General features: G+C 60.9%; 19 protein-coding genes and 1 pseudogene. 15 read left to right on the forward strand and 5 right to left on the reverse strand.

Going from position 1 to position 21,268, the window contains the following annotated elements; all coding sequences use genetic code 11:
- Positions 1-33: 33 nt before the first annotated feature.
- The 4 genes and pseudogenes from ACYZUD_RS21565 to ACYZUD_RS21580 all read right to left on the reverse strand — a co-directional run bounded on the left by ACYZUD_RS21565 (position 34) and on the right by ACYZUD_RS21580 (position 2,601).
- Complete coding sequence (locus ACYZUD_RS21565) at positions 34-879, reverse strand: methyl-accepting chemotaxis protein (RefSeq protein WP_462025085.1); 846 nt, start codon at positions 877-879, stop codon at positions 34-36.
- 21 nt (positions 880-900) lie between these two features.
- Positions 901-1,971: pseudogene (locus ACYZUD_RS21570) on the reverse strand (HAMP domain-containing protein); the annotation flags it as partial.
- A gap of 100 nt (positions 1,972-2,071) precedes the next feature.
- Positions 2,072-2,374: a cell division protein ZapA gene (locus ACYZUD_RS21575; RefSeq protein ID WP_462020058.1), complete on the reverse strand. Its 303-nt coding sequence runs from the start codon at positions 2,372-2,374 to the stop codon at positions 2,072-2,074.
- Positions 2,371-2,601, reverse strand: a complete 231-nt coding sequence (locus ACYZUD_RS21580; RefSeq protein WP_008149645.1) for a hypothetical protein — start codon at positions 2,599-2,601, stop codon at positions 2,371-2,373. Before ACYZUD_RS21580 ends, ACYZUD_RS21575 begins: the two co-directional genes overlap by 4 nt.
- Before the next feature lie 275 nt (positions 2,602-2,876).
- On the opposite strand from ACYZUD_RS21580, the gene ACYZUD_RS21585 reads away from it, so the two are divergent.
- The 5 genes from ACYZUD_RS21585 to trxC all read left to right on the forward strand — a co-directional run bounded on the left by ACYZUD_RS21585 (position 2,877) and on the right by trxC (position 11,881).
- Positions 2,877-4,502: a methyl-accepting chemotaxis protein gene (locus ACYZUD_RS21585; protein ID WP_462020059.1), complete on the forward strand. Its 1,626-nt coding sequence runs from the start codon at positions 2,877-2,879 to the stop codon at positions 4,500-4,502.
- Between the two features lie 207 nt (positions 4,503-4,709).
- A complete protein-coding gene (locus ACYZUD_RS21590; RefSeq protein ID WP_462020060.1) occupies positions 4,710-6,452 on the forward strand; it encodes a potassium/proton antiporter in 1,743 nt (580 codons plus the stop codon).
- 34 nt (positions 6,453-6,486) lie between these two features.
- The gene (gene mscK, locus ACYZUD_RS21595; RefSeq protein ID WP_462020061.1) at positions 6,487-9,837 is read left to right on the forward strand and encodes a mechanosensitive channel MscK; all 3,351 of its coding nucleotides are present in this window, start codon (positions 6,487-6,489) and stop codon (positions 9,835-9,837) included.
- Between the two features lie 48 nt (positions 9,838-9,885).
- Entirely contained in the window at positions 9,886-11,349 is a 1,464-nt protein-coding gene (selO, locus tag ACYZUD_RS21600; RefSeq protein ID WP_462020062.1) for a protein adenylyltransferase SelO, read from the forward strand.
- A 97-nt stretch (positions 11,350-11,446) separates the two neighbouring features.
- The gene (gene trxC, locus ACYZUD_RS21605) at positions 11,447-11,881 is read left to right on the forward strand and encodes a thioredoxin TrxC (RefSeq protein ID WP_462020063.1); all 435 of its coding nucleotides are present in this window, start codon (positions 11,447-11,449) and stop codon (positions 11,879-11,881) included.
- A 98-nt stretch (positions 11,882-11,979) separates the two neighbouring features.
- Here the strand turns inward: trxC and ACYZUD_RS21610 are convergent, their stop codons facing one another.
- Entirely contained in the window at positions 11,980-12,750 is a 771-nt protein-coding gene (locus ACYZUD_RS21610) for a ParA family protein (protein ID WP_462020064.1), read from the reverse strand.
- A gap of 355 nt (positions 12,751-13,105) precedes the next feature.
- Here ACYZUD_RS21610 and ACYZUD_RS21615 point away from each other — a divergent pair, with 355 nt between their 5' ends.
- From ACYZUD_RS21615 to ACYZUD_RS21660, 10 genes are all read left to right on the forward strand, one after another.
- Positions 13,106-13,831, forward strand: coding sequence for a beta-ketoacyl synthase chain length factor (locus ACYZUD_RS21615; protein WP_462020065.1), 726 nt, complete (start codon positions 13,106-13,108; stop codon positions 13,829-13,831).
- Positions 13,807-14,619: a lysophospholipid acyltransferase family protein gene (locus ACYZUD_RS21620; protein ID WP_462020066.1), complete on the forward strand. Its 813-nt coding sequence runs from the start codon at positions 13,807-13,809 to the stop codon at positions 14,617-14,619. Before ACYZUD_RS21615 ends, ACYZUD_RS21620 begins: the two co-directional genes overlap by 25 nt.
- Positions 14,597-14,872 (forward strand): phosphopantetheine-binding protein, encoded by a 276-nt coding sequence (locus ACYZUD_RS21625; protein WP_462020067.1) that lies wholly within the window; start codon positions 14,597-14,599, stop codon positions 14,870-14,872. The genes ACYZUD_RS21620 and ACYZUD_RS21625 overlap by 23 nt, the downstream gene beginning before the upstream one ends.
- 9 nt (positions 14,873-14,881) lie before the next feature.
- Positions 14,882-15,136, forward strand: coding sequence for an acyl carrier protein (locus tag ACYZUD_RS21630; RefSeq protein ID WP_007992314.1), 255 nt, complete (start codon positions 14,882-14,884; stop codon positions 15,134-15,136).
- Positions 15,133-15,678, forward strand: coding sequence for a COG4648 family protein (locus tag ACYZUD_RS21635; RefSeq protein ID WP_462020068.1), 546 nt, complete (start codon positions 15,133-15,135; stop codon positions 15,676-15,678). Before ACYZUD_RS21630 ends, ACYZUD_RS21635 begins: the two co-directional genes overlap by 4 nt.
- Positions 15,675-17,354 carry an AMP-binding protein gene (locus tag ACYZUD_RS21640; protein WP_462020069.1) on the forward strand — a complete coding sequence of 560 codons (1,680 nt, stop codon included), beginning with the start codon at positions 15,675-15,677 and terminating at the stop codon, positions 17,352-17,354. Before ACYZUD_RS21635 ends, ACYZUD_RS21640 begins: the two co-directional genes overlap by 4 nt.
- Positions 17,355-17,503: 149 nt before the next feature.
- A complete protein-coding gene (locus ACYZUD_RS21645; RefSeq protein ID WP_462020070.1) occupies positions 17,504-18,238 on the forward strand; it encodes a glycosyltransferase family 2 protein in 735 nt (244 codons plus the stop codon).
- The gene (locus ACYZUD_RS21650; RefSeq protein ID WP_462020071.1) at positions 18,235-19,182 is read left to right on the forward strand and encodes an LpxL/LpxP family acyltransferase; all 948 of its coding nucleotides are present in this window, start codon (positions 18,235-18,237) and stop codon (positions 19,180-19,182) included. Before ACYZUD_RS21645 ends, ACYZUD_RS21650 begins: the two co-directional genes overlap by 4 nt.
- Positions 19,163-20,707, forward strand: a complete 1,545-nt coding sequence (locus ACYZUD_RS21655) for an HAL/PAL/TAL family ammonia-lyase (protein WP_462020072.1) — start codon at positions 19,163-19,165, stop codon at positions 20,705-20,707. The genes ACYZUD_RS21650 and ACYZUD_RS21655 overlap by 20 nt, the downstream gene beginning before the upstream one ends.
- Positions 20,700-21,125: an acyl-CoA thioesterase gene (locus tag ACYZUD_RS21660; protein ID WP_462020073.1), complete on the forward strand. Its 426-nt coding sequence runs from the start codon at positions 20,700-20,702 to the stop codon at positions 21,123-21,125. Before ACYZUD_RS21655 ends, ACYZUD_RS21660 begins: the two co-directional genes overlap by 8 nt.
- The last annotated feature ends 143 nt before the right edge of the window (positions 21,126-21,268 follow it).

Genomic DNA, 21,268 nt, shown 5'->3' on the forward strand with positions numbered 1-21,268 from the left:
AGTGAAACGAGGCTGCGATCTTTTGATCTTGATCTAGCTCAGTTTAAAACTACCCATCTGCCGCGCCAAATCATCCGCCAACCGCTGCAATGTCTGACAATCCTCACGGCAAGCTCTTACTTCGCCGGCGGTAGCCCGGGCCAAATCGGAAATCCCCTGCACGTTTCGGTTGATCTCCTCCGTCACCGCCGACTGCTCTTCCGTCGCCGTCGCCACCTGATGGTTCATGTCGCTGATGCGCTCGACCTGTCCGGTAATCGCCGTCAACGACGCCCCGGTCCGCTGGCTCGACTCAACCCCGGTGCCGGTCGCCGCTTGCCCGGTGTGCATCGACGACACCGCATTCTCTGCGCCTTGCTTGAGGCTGCCAATCATCTGCTGAATTTCATCGGTGGACGACTGAGTCCGCCGCGCCAACGTCCGCACTTCATCCGCCACCACCGCAAACCCGCGCCCCATGTCCCCGGCCCGCGCCGCTTCGATGGCTGCATTCAAAGCCAAAAGGTTGGTCTGCTCGGAAATCCCGCGAATCACCGCCAGCACCTGATCGATGGACGCCACCTGATGGGCCAACTCGCCCACCGCGCTGGCGGCGAGGCCTATTTCGTCGGACATGCTTTCTATATGACGGATCGATCCACCAACGACTTCCCGCGCCAGCATCGCCTCATCCCGGGCGTTTTGCGAAGCGACCGCCGCGTTGCCAGCGTTCTGGGCGATTTCCTGCACAGTCAGGCCCATTTCGTGGACGGCGGTGGCGACCATGTCGGTCATTTCCTGCTGACGGCCGGAACGTTCGGCGGTGTTGTCGACCACTCGCGCCACCTGACCGACTGCCGTGCGCAAGCGCTCGCTGGTGGTCAGCACTTCGCCGATCATGTCGCGCTGACTTTCCAGGAAACGATTGAAGCCCCGAGCCAAGTCGCCCAGTTCGTCGGCGCGGCTGGAATCTAACCTGTGGGTCAAATCTCCACCACCGCTACCGATTGCTACCAGCGCCGCTGTTACCTGACGGATCGGTCGCACCAATCCACGGGCCAGCAACACCACCAGCAACAGGCACACCAGTGCCACCGCCAGACCGATGCCGCTGCTCATCCACATGGCGCGACGGGCTTCGGCGTAGATCTGCGACTGTGGCACTTCGGCCACCAGGGTCCAGCCCAGATCACGCAGCGGCAGGCTCAAGGCCAGGAAGTCTTCACCCTCGCGTACAAAGCTGCTGCTGGCGGCAGCTTTGTACCCCATGACTGTTTGCGCCGCCGAGTTGCCGATCTGCTCGGCGAGTGTGCGTTTACCACTGAATTGCGCCTCGGGATGCACCTGGATCAAGCCGTCGGAACGCACGAGGTAGACCTTGCCGCGCTCACCGAAATTGAAGTTGTGGATCAGCTCCGACAGCTCTTTCATGCTCAGGCCAAGCCCGGCAACGCCCACGACTTTGCCGGCCTGCTCGACCTTGAGGTCGATGAACAGCGCCAATTCTCCGGTCGCGGTGTCATTGTCGATATTGAGGGTGCGCGGCTGATTGCTATCGAGGAACGAGTAGAACCAGGCATCTTTGGGGTTGGAACGGCTGAGGGTCCGGTCCAGGCCTTTTTCGGTGAAATAGTGGTTGGAAGCAGTGCCGACGATCAGCGCGGTAAAGGCTTTGTGCTCAGCACGGATGCCTTCCAGATACTGCACGAACGTGGCGGTCTGGGCACTGTTTTCACCCCCGGCCAGCCAGTCGCGCACCATGCTGTTGCTGGCGATGTCCTTGGCGGCGGTGAGGGGTTGAACGAGGATGCGCTCGATGTCGTTGCGCATCGCTTCGATGCTCGACGGCAGCGCTTGTTCGACCAGATAGCGCTGGGCGAGACGGTTGACCACAAGGGTATAAATGCCAACCACGATCAGGATACTGACCAGGAGGGCGGTGCCCATACTCAGGATCAACTGCCATTGAATACTGCGTCGCCAGAACTGCATGGAGCACCCCCAAAGAATAAGAGGCTGAAACACTGCAACAGCCGTGCCGATTGTATACAACTAAATCGACAATTTATTCTTTGGTTGTGCGCAAAACCGATCAGACCTGATTGATCGTCTTGGAGATCACTTCAACCGTGGCGCTGACTTGCTCTTGGTAACGGTCGAGTTCCTGCTTGTGCTGCTTTTGCATTTCGATCTGCTGCGAGCACAGATTCATCGCGGCCAGCACCAGCAAGCGGTCACCGATCAGCGTCGGGTACTTCCTTTTGGTGTCAGCCAAAGCGGCTTTCAACATCATTGCGGCGTCCAGCAGGGTCTGCTCTTCCCCGGCCGGCGCCTTGATCGAATAGTCCTCCCCCAGAATCGAGACGACTTTTACCCCTGCGGCGCCGTGATTCATGCGCTGACCGGGCCTGCGCTGACGCGCTCAACCAGGGCCTGGATGCGTGCGGCGGTAGCGCCTTGTTTCTCTTCCTGTTCCATCAGGCTCAGTTGCAGGCTTTCGTTTTCATCCTTGGCTTGAGCCAATTCTGCACTCAGGGTCTGGTTGGTACCGAGCAGGGTCTGGTTCTGTTGCACCAGGTCGCTGACCAGCTGTTCCAATTGGCTTAGGGATGCTTCCAACATTTTGATTTTCCAGGCATTTTCAAAGGGCGCGTACGATAAAGAAAAGTCACCGGGGATGCCAGGGTTATCCGGGCGCAAGGCCTTGATTTTGCTGGCGGGCGACCTTCCTCGCGAGTTTTAAAGACTGCGATTGGCGGATCTGGTTCCTGCACTTCGTCGCCGGGGCCTGACTGCGACAAAAACGCGCAGGGACTCAAGACTTTAGTCGTATGACCGATAAGTCACCCATACGTCAGCCTCAGCGCCAAACGGGTGCGCTCTTTTCGGTGAACACCATGTCCCTTCGTAATATGAATATCGCTCCGCGGGCGTTCCTCGGTTTTGCTCTGATTGGCGGTCTGATGCTGGTGCTGGGGGTATTTGCCTTGAACCAGATGAGCAAAATTCGCGGCGCTGGCCAGGACATCGCCTCCATGAGCGTGCCAAGCATCAAAAGCCTCGACGAATTCACTCAGCTGACCCTGCGTCTGCGGGTGTTGTCCTATCGTTTGCTGGTGAACCGCGAACCCGACGTTCAGCAAAAAACCATGGAGCTGTTCGACCTGCGCAATCAGCAGATCCGTGACGCGCAGAAAATCTACGAACCGCTGATCGATGACCCGGAAGAACGCGCCGCTTATGATCAATACGTGCAGTTATTGGGGCAATATCGCCAACTCGAAGAGCGGATGAAGACGCTCTCGCGCAACAATCAGGTCGATGACCTGCGCAAGATGCTTAACACCGAGTTGCTCTCCAACTCGGAAGCGGTCAACGCGGCCCTGGCGAAGTTGCTTGAGATCAACACCCATCAGATCGAAGTCACTGACCGCAATGCGGGCGACCAGTATTCGACGTCCCTCAACCTGGTGATTACGCTGCTGGTCATCGCCAGCGCCATGACCGTGCTGTTCGCCTGGCTGCTGACCAACAGCATTACCAAACCGATCGCCAACGCCTTGAACGCTGCCGAAGAAATTGCCGAAGGCAACCTGACCCGCCCGATCACTGTCGACGGTGAAGACGAAGCCGGTCGCCTGTTGGCGGCGATGGCGAAGATGCAAGACAAACTGCGCGACACCCTGCAACGGATTTCCGGTTCCGCCACGCAACTGGCATCCGCCGCTGAAGAACTCAACAGCGTCACCGACGAAAGTGCCCGTGGACTGACTCAGCAGAACAACGAAATCGAACAGGCCGCCACCGCGGTCAACGAAATGACCAGCGCCGTGGAAGAAGTCGCGCGCAACGCGGTGAGCACGTCCGAAGCCTCGAAAAACGCCACCACCTCCGCGGGCGATGGCCGTGATCTGGTGCAGGAAACCGTCAGCGCCATCGAACGCATGAGCGCCGATGTGCAGAGCACCGCCACGTTGATCGGCGACCTGGCTAACGAGTCCCGTGATATCGGCAAGGTGCTGGACGTGATCCGCGGCCTGGCTGACCAGACCAACCTGCTGGCGTTGAACGCAGCGATCGAAGCCGCCCGCGCCGGTGAAGCCGGTCGTGGGTTTGCCGTCGTGGCGGATGAAGTTCGCGCCTTGGCTCATCGCACTCAGCAGTCGACCAGCGAAATCGAACGCATGATTGGCAGCATTCAGAGCGGCACCGAACACGCGGTGGACTCGATGCGCAACAGCACCGAACGCGCCGAATCGACCCTGAACATTGCTCGCGGCGCCGGCCTGTCGCTGGACACCATCAACAGCGCCATCGTCGAAATCAACGAGCGTAACCTGGTCATCGCCAGCGCCGCCGAAGAGCAAGCGCAGGTGGCCCGTGAAGTGGACCGCAATCTGGTGAACATTCGTGATTTGTCGGTGCAATCGGCCACCGGCGCCAATCAGACGAGCGCAGCGAGCAATGAGCTGTCGCGGTTGGCGCTGGACCTGAACAACATGGTTGGACGGTTTAGCCTCTAAACGAAGGTCGCGTCACGGACGAAAAGATCGCAGCCTGCGGCAGCTCCTACACGGTGTACGCCGATCCAGTGTAGGAGCTGCCGCAGGCTGCGATCTTTTGATCTGCAAACCTTTTTGACAGCATCACATTTCAACAGGTTAGAATCGCTGGCACGCAGACTGCATGGTCAGTTTGTGCCCGCCTTTCAGCTTTCTGGAGTACTGCCTTTGAATGCGACGACCATCAACAGCCTGTTCTTGATCGGCGCGTTGCTGGTAGGTGCAAGCATTCTGGTGAGCTCACTGTCGTCCCGCCTCGGTATCCCGATTCTGGTGATCATCCTGGCCGTGGGCATGGCGGCCGGCGTCGATGGCGGCGGCATTATTTTCGATAACTACCCAACGGCTTATCTGGTCGGCAACCTCGCATTGGCGGTCATCCTGCTCGACGGTGGCTTGCGCACCCGGGTGTCCAGTTTCCGCGTAGCGTTATGGCCGGCGCTGTCGCTGGCCACGGTCGGGGTGCTGATCACCACCGGGCTGACCGGCATGGCCGCCGCCTGGCTGTTTGACCTGAACCTGATCCAGGGCCTGTTGATCGGCGCCATCGTCGGCTCTACCGACGCCGCGGCGGTCTTCTCGCTGTTAGGTGGCAAAGGCCTGAACGAACGGGTCACGGCCAGCCTCGAGATCGAGTCCGGCAGCAACGACCCGATGGCGGTGTTCCTCACCGTGACCCTGATCGACATGCTCGCCAGCGGCCAGACCGGCCTGCACTGGAGCCTGCTCACCCATCTGCTGCGCGAGTTCGGCATCGGTGGCGTCATCGGTCTCGGCGGCGGCTGGCTCATGCTGCAATTGGTCAACCGCATCAATCTGGCCACGGGCCTCTATCCGATTCTGGTGATTGCCGGCGGCCTCGTTGTTTTCGCCCTGACCAACGCCCTGCACGGCAGCGGCTTCCTCGCGGTGTACCTGTGCGGTCTGGTGATCGGCAACCGCCCGGTGCGCAGCCGCCACGGCATTCTGCACATGCTCGACGGCATGGCCTGGCTGGCCCAGATCGGCATGTTCCTGGTACTGGGGCTGCTGGTGACGCCACACGACTTGCTGCCCATCGCCCTGCCCGCCCTGGGTCTGGCGCTGTGGATGATTCTGTTTGCCCGGCCGCTGTCGGTGGTGGTCGGCCTGCTGCCGTTCAAGGCGTTCCATGGGCGAGAAAAGGCGTTCATTTCCTGGGTCGGATTACGCGGCGCGGTCCCGATCATTCTGGCGGTGTTCCCGCTGATGGCCGGCCTGCCCAACGCCCAGCTCTACTTCAACCTCGCCTTCTTTATCGTACTGGTGTCGCTGCTGGTGCAGGGCACGAGCCTGCCGTGGGTCGCCAAATTTCTGAAGGTGACGGTTCCGCCCGAGCCGGCGCCCATTTCCCGGGCCGCCCTGGAAGTCCACGTCACCAGCGAGTGGGAGCTGTTCGTTTATCGCCTCGGTGCCGAAAAATGGTGCATCGGATCGCCCCTTCGGGAGCTGAAAATGCCCGAAGGCACCCGGATCGCAGCGCTGTTTCGTGGCCAGCAACTGCTCCATCCGTCGGGTAGTACGGTGCTCGAAGTCGATGATTTGCTCTGCGTAATCGGCCATGAACACAACCTTGCGGCCCTCGGAAAACTGTTCAGCCAGGCACCGCAACGGGGCCTCGATTTGCGCTTTTTCGGCGACTTCGTACTCGAAGGAGACGCCCAGCTGGCCGCGGTTGCTGCCCTGTACGGGTTGAAAGTCGAAGGCATCGATCCGGACATGACCCTGGCCCATTTCATTGCCCACAAAGTGGGTGGTGCCCCAGTCGTCGGCGACCAGGTGGAGTGGAACAACACCATCTGGACCGTCGCGGTCATGGAAGGGAACAAGATCGGCAAAGTGGGCGTCAGATTCCCCGAAGGAAGTCGCCCCGGCCCGGGACTCTTCCTCTAAACTCCATACTTCGTCTCGTTTTCGATCGGTCTCTATGTCAACCCTGCGCACCTTTTTCATCATGGCCCTGCTGGGCTTGAGTCTGTCTGTCGGCACGTTGCAAGCCGCCGAACCACCCTCCGCCGAAGCCGTGCAGGCGAGCCTGGACAAAATCGCCGACCGTAAACTGCCGGAAGCCGATCAGAAAGCCCTGCAATCCATCCTGCAGAGCACGCTGACACAGCTCAACAACCAGCGTGAGTACGAGCAGAAGCTGACCGATCTCAAGCAGCAGCTGGCGACCGCGCCGAAGCAGAACATCGAGAACCAGCGCGAACTGACCCGCCTCAAGGCCACCAACGTGGTGCCGGTGGCGCAACGCTATGCCAAAGAGACCATTCAGCAACTTGAGCAAATGCTGACCGAGCGCTCGACCCAGCAAAGCGATCTGCAAAAAGCCCTGGCCGACGCCAACAGTCTGGTCATTACTGCCCAGACCCGCCCTGAACGCGCCCAGGCCGAAATTTCCACCAGCCAGACGCGCATCCAGCAGATCAACAACATCCTCAAGGCCGGCAAGGACAACGGCAAGACCTTGAGCGGCGAGCAGCGCGACCAGCTCAATGCCGAGCTCGCGGCGTTGAACGCCCTGATTCCGCTGCGTCGCCAGGAACTGGCCGGCAACAGCCAGTTACAGGACCTGGGCAACAGCCAGCATGACTTGCTCTCGGAAAAATCCGATCGTCTGGAGCGGGAAATCCAGGAGCTGCAAAACCTGATCAACCAGAAGCGCCTGGCTCAGTCTCAGGAGACCGTGACGCAGCAGTCCATCGAGGCGCAGAAGGCCGGCGGCAGCACCCTGCTGGCCACCGAAAGCGCGGCCAATCTGAAGCTTTCCGACTACCTGCTCAAAAGCACTGACCGCCTCAACATCGTCACCCAGCAAAACCTGCAGACCAAGCAACAGCTGGACAGCGTGACCCAAAGCGATTCGGCCCTGGACGAGCAAATCAACGTGCTCAAGGGCAGCCTGCTGCTCTCCAAGATTCTCTACAAACAGAAACAGGCCTTGCCGCGTCTCAAGCTCGACCGCGACCTGGCCGATCAGATCGCCGACATTCGCCTGTATCAGTTCGAAGTCAGTCAGCAACGGGAACTGCTGAGCAACCCGGCGGCCTACGTCGACAACCTGCTGACGACCCAACCGCCGGAGCAAGTCACCCCGCAGCTGCGCAAGAGCCTGCTGGAACTGGCCACGACCCGCGCCGACCTGCTGGAGCGGCTGAACCGCGAACTGAGCGCGGTGCTCAACGAATCCATCACGTTGCAACTCAATCAGAAGCAATTGCTCAGCACTGCGCAAAGCCTGCGAGCAACCCTCGATGAGCAGATGTTCTGGATTCCGAGCAACAAGCCGCTGGATCTGGAATGGATACACAGCGTGCCGGAACGCCTGCAACGTCAGGTCACTACATTGCCGTGGGCCTCGAGCCTGAGCGAATTGACCGACGGCCTGACCCAGCGGCCGCTACTGTTCCTGCCATTGGCGCTGCTGATCGGCGCCCTGCTGTGGCGGCGCAAAAGCCTGTATGCCCGGCTGAGCAAGGTTCACCAGGACATCGGCCACTTCAAGCGCGACAGTCAGTGGCATACGCCTCAAGCAATCCTGATCAATATCCTGCTGGCGATGCCGGTTTCCCTGGGCCTGGCCTTGTGCGGCCTGGCGTTGCAAATCGACGCCCGCGGACAGAACGCCAACATGGGCGCGGCACTGCTGCAAATGGCCCAGGCCTGGCTGGTGTTCTACACCGCCTACCGGATCCTCGCGCCGGGTGGCGTGGCCGAACTGCATTTCCGCTGGGAAAAACCTCAGGTCGAATTCCTTCAGGGATGGGTCCGTCGTCTCGGGTTGGTGGTGATGGCGTTGGTCGCGGTGGTGGCCGTGGCCGAACTGCAACCGGCGGCACTGGCCGATGATGTTTTGGGCATGCCGGTCGTACTGATCTGCTACGCCTTGATGGCCTGGCTGCTCAGCCGATTGCTGGTCAGCAGCCCGACTCACCAAAATGCTTCGCTGTTCCGCAAAGCGGTCGGAGTCATGTTCACCGTCCTGCCCGTCGCGTTGTTCGTCGCCGTATGCTTCGGTTACTACTACACCGCACTGAAACTCAGCGACCGGTTAATCAACACCCTTTACCTGCTGATGTTCTGGCTGGTGATCGAAGCCACCTTCGTACGCGGCCTCAGCGTTGCGGCCCGACGCCTGGCCTACCAGCGCGCCCTGGCCAAACGTCAGGCTGCGAAAGAGGCCGGCGACGGCGAAGCCGTGATCGAAGAACCGACCCTGGACATCGAGAAAGTCAACGAACAGTCTCTGCGACTGATCCGTCTGGCACTGCTGGGCGGTTTCATCGCCGCGTTGTACTGGGTCTGGTCCGACCTGATCACGGTGTTCTCGTACCTGGACAACGTCACTCTCTACGAATACACCAGCGGCACCGGCGCCAACATGAGCATGGTGCCGATCAGCATTGGCGACATGCTCGGCGCGCTGATCATCATCGGCATCACCTTCGCCCTTGCGCGCAACTTGCCGGGCCTCCTTGAAGTGTTGGTGTTGTCGAAGTTGGACCTGGCTCAGGGCAGCGCCTACGCCACCACCACGTTGCTGTCCTACGTAATCGCCGGCATCGGTTTCGTCTCGACCCTGTCGACACTCGGTGTGAGCTGGGACAAGTTGCAATGGCTGGTGGCAGCGCTCTCGGTCGGCCTCGGTTTCGGTATGCAGGAGATCTTCGCCAACTTCATCTCCGGGATCATGATCCTGTTCGAACGCCCGGTGCGGATCGGCGACACGATCACCATCGGCAACCTGTCGGGCACGGTCAGCAAGATCCGTATCCGCGCCACGACCATCACCGATTTCGACCGCAAGGACATCATCGTCCCGAACAAGACGTTCATCACCGGGCAACTGATCAACTGGTCCCTGACCGACACCATCACCCGGGTGACCCTCAAGCTTGGTGTCGATTACGGTTCGGATCTGGACCTGGTCAAGGAATTGCTGCTCAAGGCCGCGCGCGATAACCCGCGCGTGTTGAAAGACCCGGAACCTCACGTGTACTTCCTGAACTTCGGCGAAAGCACCCTCGATCACGAATTGCGCATGCACGTGCGCGACCTCGGTGACCGCAACCCGGTGCTCGACGAGGTCAACCGCTTCATCAACCGCGAGTTCAAGAAGCAGCACATCAACATCTCGTTCCGGCAGATGGAGGTTTACCTGAAAAACCTTCACGGCCAGGAGTACAAGATGGTGCCGATCGAGCCGGAGACCAAAACCATCGTGCCCAAGGCGGATGGTGAAGCACCTCAAGAGCCACCGGCCGCCAAGCTCGACTAACCGCCTTATCCCTAGCAGAATGCTCGGACATTCTGCTGGAGATGGCCCTTGAAAGCCCTCGACGAACTGACCTTCGATAATCGCTTCGACCGCCTGGGCGATACGTTTTCCGCCCACGTACTGCCCGAGCCCATCGACAACCCGCGCCTGGTGGTGGCCAGCCCTGCGGCCATGGCGCTGCTTGATCTCGACCCGGCCGTGGCCGAAACCCAGGAGTTCGCCGAGCTATTCAGCGGGCATAAACTCTGGGCTGACGCAGTCCCTCGGGCGATGGTCTATTCCGGTCATCAGTTCGGCTCCTACAACCCACAACTGGGTGATGGTCGCGGCCTGTTGCTGGGCGAGGTTTACAACGAAGCCGGCGAACATTGGGACCTGCACCTCAAGGGCGCCGGCCAAACGCCTTTTTCGCGAATGGGCGATGGACGGGCGGTGCTGCGCTCCTCGATCCGCGAGTTTCTCGCCTCCGAAGCGTTGAATGCCCTGAACATCCCGACCACCCGCGCACTGTGCGTGATCGGCTCCGACACCCCCGTCTGGCGCGAGAAACAGGAACGCGCGGCCATGGTCCTGCGCCTGGCACCAAGCCATGTGCGCTTCGGGCACTTCGAATACTTCTACTACACCAAACGTCCCGAGAAGCAGAAAGAGCTCGGCGAGCACGTGCTGGCCATGCACTTCCCACAATGCCTGGAACAACCGGAACCGTACCTGGCGATGTTCCGCGAAATCGTCGAGCGCAACGCCGAGCTGATCGCGAAGTGGCAGGCCTACGGCTTCTGCCACGGGGTGATGAACACCGACAACATGTCGATCCTCGGCATCACCTTCGACTTCGGCCCGTTCGCCTTCCTCGACGACTTCGACGCCAACTTCATCTGTAACCACTCCGATGATCAGGGCCGCTATTCCTTCAGCAACCAGGTGCCGATCGGTCAGTGGAACCTCAGCGCCCTGGCCCAGGCCCTGACGCCTGTCATCAGCGTCGAGGCCCTGCGCGAAACCCTCGGTTTATACCTGCCGCTGTTCCAGGTCCACTACCTGGACCTGATGCGCCGCCGCCTCGGTTTCACCACCGCCGAAGACGACGACCAGAAACTGCTGGAACACCTGCTACAGCTGATGCAAAACAGTGGCGTCGATTACAGCCTGTTCTTCCGCCGCCTCGGGGACGAGTCACCCGAACTGGCGGTCGCCCATTTGCGTGATGACTTCGTCGACATCAAGGGGTTCGATGCCTGGGGTGAGCTCTATGTCGCCCGGGTTGCTCGTGACGGCGAGGTTGATCAGCAACAGCGCCGTAAACGGATGCATGCGGTCAATCCGCTGTACATCCTGCGCAACTACCTGGCACAGAAAGCCATCGATGCGGCGGAGAGTGGCGACTATTCAGAAGTTCGTCGATTGCATGCGGTGCTGAGCAAGCCGTTCGAGGAACAACCGGGGATGGAGAGCTATGCCGAGCGGCCGCCGGAGTGGGGCAAGCATCTGGAGATCAGTTGTTCGTCGTGAGGCCAACAAAGGTCCTGTCTACACCTTTCTATCTTGATAAACAGGTCCTTCGCCTCAAGATCCACCGCATTGACTGCCACCTTTCGAAGAGCCGACCATGACTGACCCACTCCTCATCCCCTGCCCCCACTGCAACGGCCTCAACCGCATCCCCGCCGAGCGTCTCAACGACCATCCCAAATGCGGCCGCTGCAAAGCCGAGGTCCTGCTGAGCAAGCCATTTGAGTTGAAGCAAAATGATTACGCCAGCCAGATCAAGGGCGATCTGCCGTTGCTGGTGGACGTGTGGGCGGACTGGTGCGGGCCGTGCAAGTCGTTTGCGCCAGTGTTCGAGCAAGCGGCGGTGCAATTGGCGGGCAAGTGCCGGCTGGCCAAGCTCGACAGCGAGGCCAATCAGCAGTTGTCGGCGCAGTTGGGGATTCGTTCGATTCCGAGTCTGATTCTGTTCAAGAACGGCCGGGAAGTAGCACGCCAAAGCGGGGCCTTCCCGTTACCGCAGTTGTTGAGTTGGTTGCGCAGCCAAGGGATTTGATAACGGCCTAAAAGATCGCAGCCTGCGGCAGCTCCTACATTGACCGGTCGAACACAAATCCCCTGTAGGAGCTGCCGCAGGCTGCGATCTTTTGATTTTCAGGTGTTTTCCAGCAGGGCGTGCAGCTCAACGAATTGCTGGGTCAACTTGTGCCGTGGGTCCAGGTGGATCAGCGGCGTGTTGGCCTGGTGGGATTCGCGCATGCGCACCGAACTGCCCAGGTACACCGGCAGCACCGGCAACCCTTCGGCGATCAGTTCATCGAGGATTTGCTGGGGCAGGCTGGCACGAGCCTGGAACTGGTTGACGACGATGCCTTCGACTTCCAGCCCTTCGTTGTGGTCATCCTTCAACTCTTCGATTTCCGCCAGCAGGCCGTACAGTGCCTGACGCGAGAAACTGTCGCAATCGAAGGGAATCAGCACACGATCGGCGGCAATCAAGGCCGAAACCGCATAAAAGTTCAGCGCTGGCGGCGTGTCGAGGTAGATCCGGTCGTAATCACCGTCCAGTTCCTCGAGCAATTTGCGCAGCTTGTTGATCTTGTGTTTGGCCTCAAGCTTGGGCTGCAAGTCAGCCAGCTCGGCAGTGGCAGTGATGACGTGGAGGTTGTCGAACGGGGTTTCGTAGATATCGACCTGGTTTTTCTTGGAGAACGGCCCGGAAGACAGGGTCTGCTTGAAGAAATCGGCGATTCCCATCGGGATGTCATCACCGGTTAGCCCCGTCAGGTACTGAGTGGAGTTGGCCTGGGCATCGAGATCCACCAACAGGGTGCGATAGCCCTCGCTGGCGCTGACCGCCGCCAGATTGCAGGCAATGCTGGATTTGCCTACGCCGCCTTTTTGATTGAATACCACGCGCCGCATGTCAAAACCTCCGTGTATCAAAGAATGACCGAGTGTAGTAGTCCACGGTGTTGCTTAGCTACCTTGCTGGCATAGGGACTACACAGTCACAGGAAATCTCACGATGAAAATGACCCAAACTCGTCTGATCAACGCCGACAGAGCCGACAGACATGACCCTCTCGATGTGGATAATGGCCATTCGACAGCTTTTCGCGAACCAACCGGTACATTTTCATTGCGCAAAATGTAACCAGCATTTGCTACCCGCCCGCCGCACCGGGATAATGCGCGCCACTCGGCGTTAAGCGCCACGTAAGGTCTGTCGCTGCTTTTGCGACTTACCGCGTCAAGAAAGCCCGCAGGGGCGGGATGAATGTCTGTGATCAACTTCAACATCGCCCAATGGCGCGCATGGGCCCCTGGGCTCGAAAGCGTGGACGACTGGCTGGCCTGGAGCCGACAGCCGGTCGTGCTTGCGAGCAGCGATGCCGCCCCTGACGTGTCTTTTTTGCCGGCCATGCAGCGCCGCCGACTCAGCCGTCTGGCGCGAATGGCGTTCAGTGTCGGCTGGCCATTGGCCGATGGTCACCAGGACCTACCGTTGGTCTTTATTTCCCGTCACGGCGAAACCCCGCGCACCTTCGACATTCTCAGCGATCTGGCTGCCGATCAGCCGCTGTCGCCGACCCAGTTCAGCCTGTCCGTGCACAACGCGGTCATCGGGCTGTGGTCGATCATGCGTGGCGAAACCAGTGAGATGACGGCCCTCGCCGCAGCCGGCGACGGCCTTGAAAACGGCATGCTCGAGGTTGCGGCACTGCTTGCCGAAGGTGCGCCGGCAGTCCTGCTGGTGGTCACCGAAGAGCAACCGCCCGAGGCCTATTCCACCTGGATCGATGACGTGCCGTTCCCTTATGCGGTCGGTCTGCTGATCACCCCCGGCACCGACTGGCAGCTGTCCCTGAACAGCACCCCGGATGAGTTGTCCAAAGCCCACTGGCCCCATGCCTTGAATCTCTTGCGTACGCTGCTCGGCCAGCAGACTTCCTGCCAACATGCCTGGAAAAATCGTGTATGGACCTGGCAACGCAACCTGTAACCGAAAAAAACCGCGACGCCTATTACTGGCGTCTGCTGGCGACCGCCGCAAGCTTCACCCTGTTCGGGTTGGGCGGGCTGTGCCTGCGCCTGGCGATTTTCCCGCTGCTGAGCTGCCTTCCCGGCAACGCGCAGACCCACCGGTTACGTGCACGGCAAACCGTCAGTCGCTGTTTCTGGTTTTTTGTCCGGTTCATGGCCCGCACCGGCGTGCTGACCTACGACATTCAGGGCGCAGAAAACCTCGGGCGCCCGGGGCAAATGATCATCGCCAATCACCCGTCGCTGATCGATGTCGTGTTTCTCATCGGCCTGGTGCCCCATGCCAATTGCGTGGTCAAGAAAAGCCTCTGGGAGAACCCCTTTACCCGCGGTCCGCTACGCCGCACCGAATACATCAGCAACGATGGCAGCATGGACATGCTCGACGCCGCTGCCGACGCGCTGAAAAGCGGCCAGACCCTGATCATCTTTCCCGAAGGTACCCGCACCGATCCGGACCAGGCGCCGGCCTTTCATCGGGGTGCGGCAGCGATCGCACTTCGCGGTGCGAAAATCCTCACCCCGGTGATCATCAAGGTCAGCCCGACCACATTGACCAAGGCCGAACCCTGGTATCGGATCCCCAAACGCCGCGTGCACTTCAGTTTCCGTGTCGGGGCCGATATAGACCCACAGGCTTTCGCCGCGCTAGGCCCCGCTCCTCAGGCCTCGCGCAAGCTCAACGACTATTTGCACACTTACTTTATTAAGGAGCTCGCCGAATATGAGCGATCTGCACACCGTTAGCCTAAAGCAGGAAATAAAACTGCTGATCATCGACGCCCTGGGCCTGGAAGACATCAGCGTCGACGACATCGGCGATGACCAGACGCTATTCGGCGAGGGCCTGGGCCTGGACTCGGTTGACGCCCTGGAACTCGGCCTGGCGATCCAGAAAAAGTACGGTATCAAAATCGACGCCGACGCCAAGGACACCCGCAATCACTTCAGCAACGTGGCGAGCCTTGCGGCGTTCGTCACTGCAAAACAGGCAGCTTGAGACCGGACCATGCAAACTCGTGATGACATTTTCAACACCCTGCGCGATGCCTTGGTCGAACTCTTCGAGCTGGACCCGGAGCGTGTGAGCCTCGAATCCAACCTGTATCAGGACCTGGAAATCGACAGCATTGACGCGGTCGACCTGATCGATCACATCAAGCGCCAGACCGGCAAGAAAATCGCCGCCGAAGAATTCAAATCGGTGCGCACCGTCAGCGACGTGGTCGAGGCGGTCTACCGTCTGGTTCAACCGGCCGCATGAGTCGACTGATCGGCCTTGGCCTGCTGCTGGCGGGCCTGCTGTACCCCTTCGCGGTGTATTTCGGCATGGGACATTTCGCCCCGTGGCAGTTCGGTCTGCTGCTGGGCAGCCTGTGGCTGGCCAGGGCACTGTTCGGCGCGCGGCGGCCGGGCAGCCTGTGGATGGCGATCACCGCGATTGCTTTCTGCCTATTGCTGGCGTTGTTCGACAGCCCGCTGTTGCTGCGCTGGTACCCGGTACTGATCAGCGCGTTCATGCTCGGGCTGTTTGGCCTGAGCCTGAAATATGGCCCGCCGATGATCGAACGCCTGGCGCGTTTGCGTGAACCGCAACTGCCGGCCAAAGCGATTGTTTATACCCGTCAGGTGACGATCGCCTGGAGTGTGTTTTTCCTCTGTAACGGTTTGCTCGCGGCCGGCCTGACGCTCTGGGCGCCGCTGAGCTGGTGGATGTTGTACACCGGCCTGATTTCCTACGGATTGATGGGCCTGCTGTTTGCCATTGAATGGCTCATACGACAACGGGTAAGAGGCCACCCATGAATTGGATAAAACTTGAGCAACTGGTGCTCAAGGCTCAGCCGGAACGTACTGTGACGGCCGAACCGGCGCTGAATCATGCACAGCTGTGCGCGCAGGCCCTGAGCCTGGCCGCCGGCCTGCAAGCCCAGGGTGCACGACGCATTGCCGTGCATCTTGAAGACGCCGCCGACCTGGCGATTGCGCTGCTTGGCGCCTGGCGTGCTGGGGTCAGCGTGCTGCTGCCTGCCGACTTGCAAGCCCAGACACGCCAGCGCTGGTCGAGTGAAGTCGATGTGTGGCTGACCGATCAGGCCGATGACGCGCACCTGAGCGATTACCGGCATTCGCCACTGAGTGCCGCTGCGTTGGATCTGGATCGCTGTCAGCTGAGCCTGTGCACCTCCGGCTCGAGTGGCGAACCCAAGCGCATCGACAAAACCCTGCGTCAACTGGCCAATGAAGTCGAAGCGCTGGAGCATCTGTGGGGCGCTGATCTGGGTAAAGCCTGCATCATCGGCAGTGTCGCCACCCAGCACATCTACGGTCTGCTGTTTCGGGTGCTGTGGCCGCTGTGCGCCGGGCGATCGTTCATGCGCAAGCAACTGGCCTTCCCGGAAGATTTACAGCGCGCCAGCCGCGAACACCCGGCCTTCGCCTGGGTCGCCAGTCCCGCGTTGCTCAAGCGCATGGGCGACAACCTCGACTGGCCGGCCTTGAGCGCGGTGCGTCGAGTGTTTTCTTCTGGCGGCGCGTTGCCGGCCGAGGCCGCGCAAAGCCTTCAGCAACGCCTGCAGCAATGGCCGACGGAAATCTTCGGCAGTTCGGAAACCGGCGGCATCGCCTGGCGTCAGGGCCAAGCGCTGTGGCAGCCCTTTGCCGATGTTGCGCTGAGCCAGGACAGTGACGGCGCGTTGCTCATCGCCTCATCGTACTTGCCGCCCGGCCATCTCGAACACACCGCGGATGCCGCCCGGATCGCTGCCGACGGCCGCTTCGAATTGCTGGGACGGCTGGACCGGATCGTCAAACTGGAAGAAAAACGCATCTCGCTACCGATGCTGGAAAAGGCGTTGATGGACCACGACTGGGTCGCCGAAGCGCGCCTTGGCGTGGTTCAGGAAAACCGCGCTTCGCTGGGTGCGCTGCTGGTGCTGAGCGAACAGGGTCTGCATGCCTTGCGCAATCAGGGACGACGCACCCTCACTCAGGAGTTGCGTCAGCACCTGAGCCAGCATTGCGAAGCCTTGGCCTTGCCACGACGCTGGCGCCTGCTGCGACAACTGCCGCTGAACGCCCAGGGCAAACTGCCTCAGGCCGACGTGGAAGCCTTGCTGTTGGCGCCGCGCCCAAAGGCGCCGGAAGTGCTGGAGCAGGTCGAAGTCGATGGCGAGTGGAGCCTGCAACTGGCGGTGCCGCCGGACCTGGCCTACTTCAGCGGCCACTTCCCCCAGGCGCCGGTTTTACCTGGTGTGGTGCAAGTGGAATGGGCACTGACGCTGGGCCAGCAATTGATGGACCTGCCGGCCACATTCGCCGGCATGGAAGTGCTGAAATTCCAGCAATTGGTGCGCCCGGGCGATGAAGTCCAGTTGCACCTGCGCTTCGACCCGGTACGCAGCAAGTTGTATTTCGCCTATCGCAATGAGACCGCCACCTGTTCCAGCGGGCGGATTTTGCTGGAGGCGGCGCATGCATAACGTTGGTGAGTGCCGCGCACTCAATCGCGAGCAGGCTCGCTCCCACATTGGTTCTGTGCTCGACACAGATTGTGCGTCTGGCCGCGATTTAGTGTGGGAGCGAGCCTGCTCGCGATGCCGGCGCCTCGGTCTTTCAGGCGAAACCCAAGATGCATAGCCCCTGCGCCGTGATCCCCGTCTACAACCACGAAACAGCCATCACCACGGTAGTCGATGCGCTCGTTGCCTGCGGCCTGCCGTGCATTCTGGTGGACGATGCCAGCGATCAGTCCTGCGCAAAGGTGCTCGATCAACTGGCCCAGCGCGAGATGGTTTACCTGATCCGCCTGGCCGCCAACCAGGGCAAGGGCGCTGCGGTCATGACCGGTTTGCGCGAAGCCTCGCGCCTGGGCTTCAGCCACGCCTTGCAAGTGGACGCCGATGGCCAGCACGATCTGCAAGACGTCGCGACGTTCATTGAACAGTCACGCGCGCACCCCGACGCCGTGATCTGCGGTTATCCGCGATACGACGCCAGCGTGCCGAAAGGTCGTTTGTACGCCCGCTACCTGACGCACGTGATGGTCTGGATCAACACCCTGTCGTTGCAGATTCGCGATTCCATGTGCGGCTTCCGCGTCTACCCGCTGCCACCGACCCTGGCACTGATCGAGTCGGCGAAGATCGGCAAGCGCATGGACTTCGACTCGGACATTCTGGTGCGACTGGCCTGGCGCAATCAGCCGATGCAGTGGCTGCAAACCAGGGTTCACTACCCGCTGGACGGCGTCTCGCATTTCCGTATGTTCCACGACAATGTGCTGATCTCGAGCATGCACACGCGGTTGTTCTTCGGCATGTTGCTGCGGGCCCCGGTGATCCTCTGGCGACGGTGGCGAGCATGAGCATCAACGCAGATAAAGAACACTGGGCCGACCGCCAGGAGCGCGGCAGCTTCTGGCTGATGAAGATCACTGCATTCGGCGCCAAAGTGCTCGGACGCAGGCTGCTGAGCCCGCTGTTGTACGGCATCGTTCTGTACTTTTTCCTGTTCGGTCGCAGCGCCCGCCACAGCGCCTGGCAATACCAGCAACGCCTCGCCGACTGGAGCGGCCGCAACGAATTGCGCACGACCCATTGGCGAGTGTTCGGTCAGTTCATGGCCTTCGCCGACTCGATGCTCGACAAGCTCGACGTGTGGAACGGCAAGCTGAGCATCGACCAGATCGAAATAATCGACCCGGCGCTGCTGCGTCATCAGCTGCGCGGCACCCGCGGGCAGATGCTGGTGGGCGCGCATTTGGGCAACCTCGAAGTCTGCCGTGCGTTGGCGGAAATCGGCGAGAAAGTCACGATGAACGTGCTGGTGCACACCAAGCACGCCGAGCAGTTCAACCGTTTGCTGGGCGAGGCCGGGGCAACCAATCTGCGACTGATTCAAGTCAGCGAGCTGGACCCGATCATCATGCTGCAACTCCATGAACGCCTTGAGCGCGGCGAGTGGCTGGCCATTGCCGGCGACCGCGTGCCGCTGCACGGCGGGCGCAGTGTGACGGTGGACTTCCTCGGCCATCAGGCCGCATTCCCGCAAGGCCCGTGGTTGCTGGCCGGTCTGCTGAAATGCCCGGTCAATTTGTTGCTGTGCCTGAAGAAGCCAACAGGCGACTATCGACTGACCCTCGAGCCGTTCGCCGAAACCATCGTGTGGAAACGCAGCGACCGCGAGCAGGTCATTCATCAGTGGGCTTCCCGCTACGCCGAGCGCTTGGGTCACTATTGCCTGCAAGCGCCCCAACAATGGTTCAACTTTTACCCTTTCTGGAAGACCGATGACGACGCCAACGCTTGAGCCGGTAACCTTCGGCGAACTCCCTTTGCGCATCGAAGATGTGCTGGCCCTGGCCAACCGCCAGGTGCCGACGCAGCTGCAGGGCGACCCCGCGTACCGCGAGCGCATTGCCAAAGGCGCGCGATTCCTCGACTCTCTGCTGGACAAGGAAGGCGTGATCTACGGCGTGACCACTGGCTACGGCGACTCCTGCGTGGTTGCGGTGCCACTGCATCACGTCGAGGCGCTGCCCCGTCATCTGTATACGTTCCACGGCTGCGGCCTGGGCAAACTGCTCGACGCCCAAGCCACGCGTGCGGTGCTGGCGGCGCGGTTGCAGTCGCTGTGCCACGGCGTATCCGGGGTGCGCGTGGAGCTGCTGGAGCGCCTGCAAGCCTTCCTTGAACACGACATTCTGCCGCTGATCCCGGAAGAAGGTTCGGTGGGCGCCAGCGGTGATCTCACACCACTGTCCTACGTCGCTGCGACCTTGTCCGGCGAGCGCGAAGTGATGTTCCGTGGCGAACGCCGACACGCTGCCGATGTGCACCGCGAACTGGGTTGGGAACCGCTGGTGCTGCGTCCGAAAGAAGCCCTGGCGTTGATGAACGGCACCGCCGTGATGACCGGCCTTGCTTGCCTGGCCTACGCCCGCGCCGATTACCTGTTGCAACTGGCCACGCGCATCACCGCGCTGAACGTGGTCGCATTGCAAGGCAACCCGGAGCACTTCGACGAGCGCCTGTTCGCCGCCAAACCCCATCCAGGGCAAATGCAAGTGGCCGCATGGCTGCGCAAGGATCTGGCGATCGACGCGCCGACCGCGCCGCTGCATCGGCTGCAAGACCGCTATTCCCTGCGTTGCGCGCCGCACGTGCTCGGCGTTCTGGCCGACAGCCTGAACTGGCTGCGCTCGTTCATCGAGATCGAACTCAACAGCGCCAACGACAACCCGATCATCGACGCCGAAGCCGAGCGCGTACTGCACGGCGGCCACTTCTACGGCGGCCATATCGCCTTCGCCATGGACAGCCTGAAGAACCTGGTGGCCAACGTCGCCGACTTGCTCGACCGTCAACTCGCACTGCTGGTGGACGAGCGTTACAACCACGGCCTGCCGAGCAACCTGTCTGGCGCCACCGCCGACCGCGCGATGCTCAACCACGGCTTCAAGGCGGTGCAGATCGGCACCAGCGCCTGGACCGCCGAAGCGCTGAAAAACACCATGCCGGCCAGCGTCTTCTCGCGCTCCACCGAATGCCACAACCAGGACAAAGTGAGCATGGGCACCATCGCCGCCCGCGACGCCATCCGCGTGCTGGAGCTGACCGAACAGGTCGCCGCCGCCACCCTGCTGGCCGCCAACCAGGGCGTCTGGCTGCGCAGCAAGGCCGAGGACGCGCGCCCATTGCCGCCGGCCCTGGCCGCCATGCATGAAGAGTTGGGCAAGGACTTCCCGCCGGTCATCGAAGACCGTGCCCTGGAAGGCGAATTGCGCCTGTGCCTGCAACGTATTGCCGATCAACACTGGAGGCTGCATGCGTAGCAAGGGAGTGCTTCACACCGATACGGAAATCCTCGTGCCGTTCTTTGACGTCGACACCATGAACGTCGTCTGGCACGGCCACTACGTCAAATACCTGGAAGTCGCTCGCTGCGCACTGCTGGACAAGATCGGCCACAACTACACCGCCATGGTCGAGTCGGGTTACGCCTGGCCGGTGATCGACCTGCAATTACGCTACGTGCGCGGCGCGGTGTTCGGTCAGAAGCTGAACGTGCGCGCCAATCTGGTGGAGTGGGAGAACCGTCTGAAGATCAACTACCTGATCAGCGACCTGGAAACCGGAGAACGCTTGACCCGCGCCAGTTCCGTACAGGTCGCCGTCGACATGACCAGCCGGGAAATGCAATTGGCCTCGCCGAAGGTCTTCACCGAAGCGGTTGAAAGGATGCTCGCATGACCCTGCTGAAAACCCTCTGTAGCAGCTGGCGAAGCCTGCGTTCGATTGCGCAGCAATCGCCCAGCGTTTCTCCTGATGCACCACAAGCGCAGGTTTTACGACGGCTTCGCCGCCGAACGCAGCCTCGCGGGCTCGGCAGCTGC

Source organism: Pseudomonas sp. XS1P51, assembly GCF_054897845.1.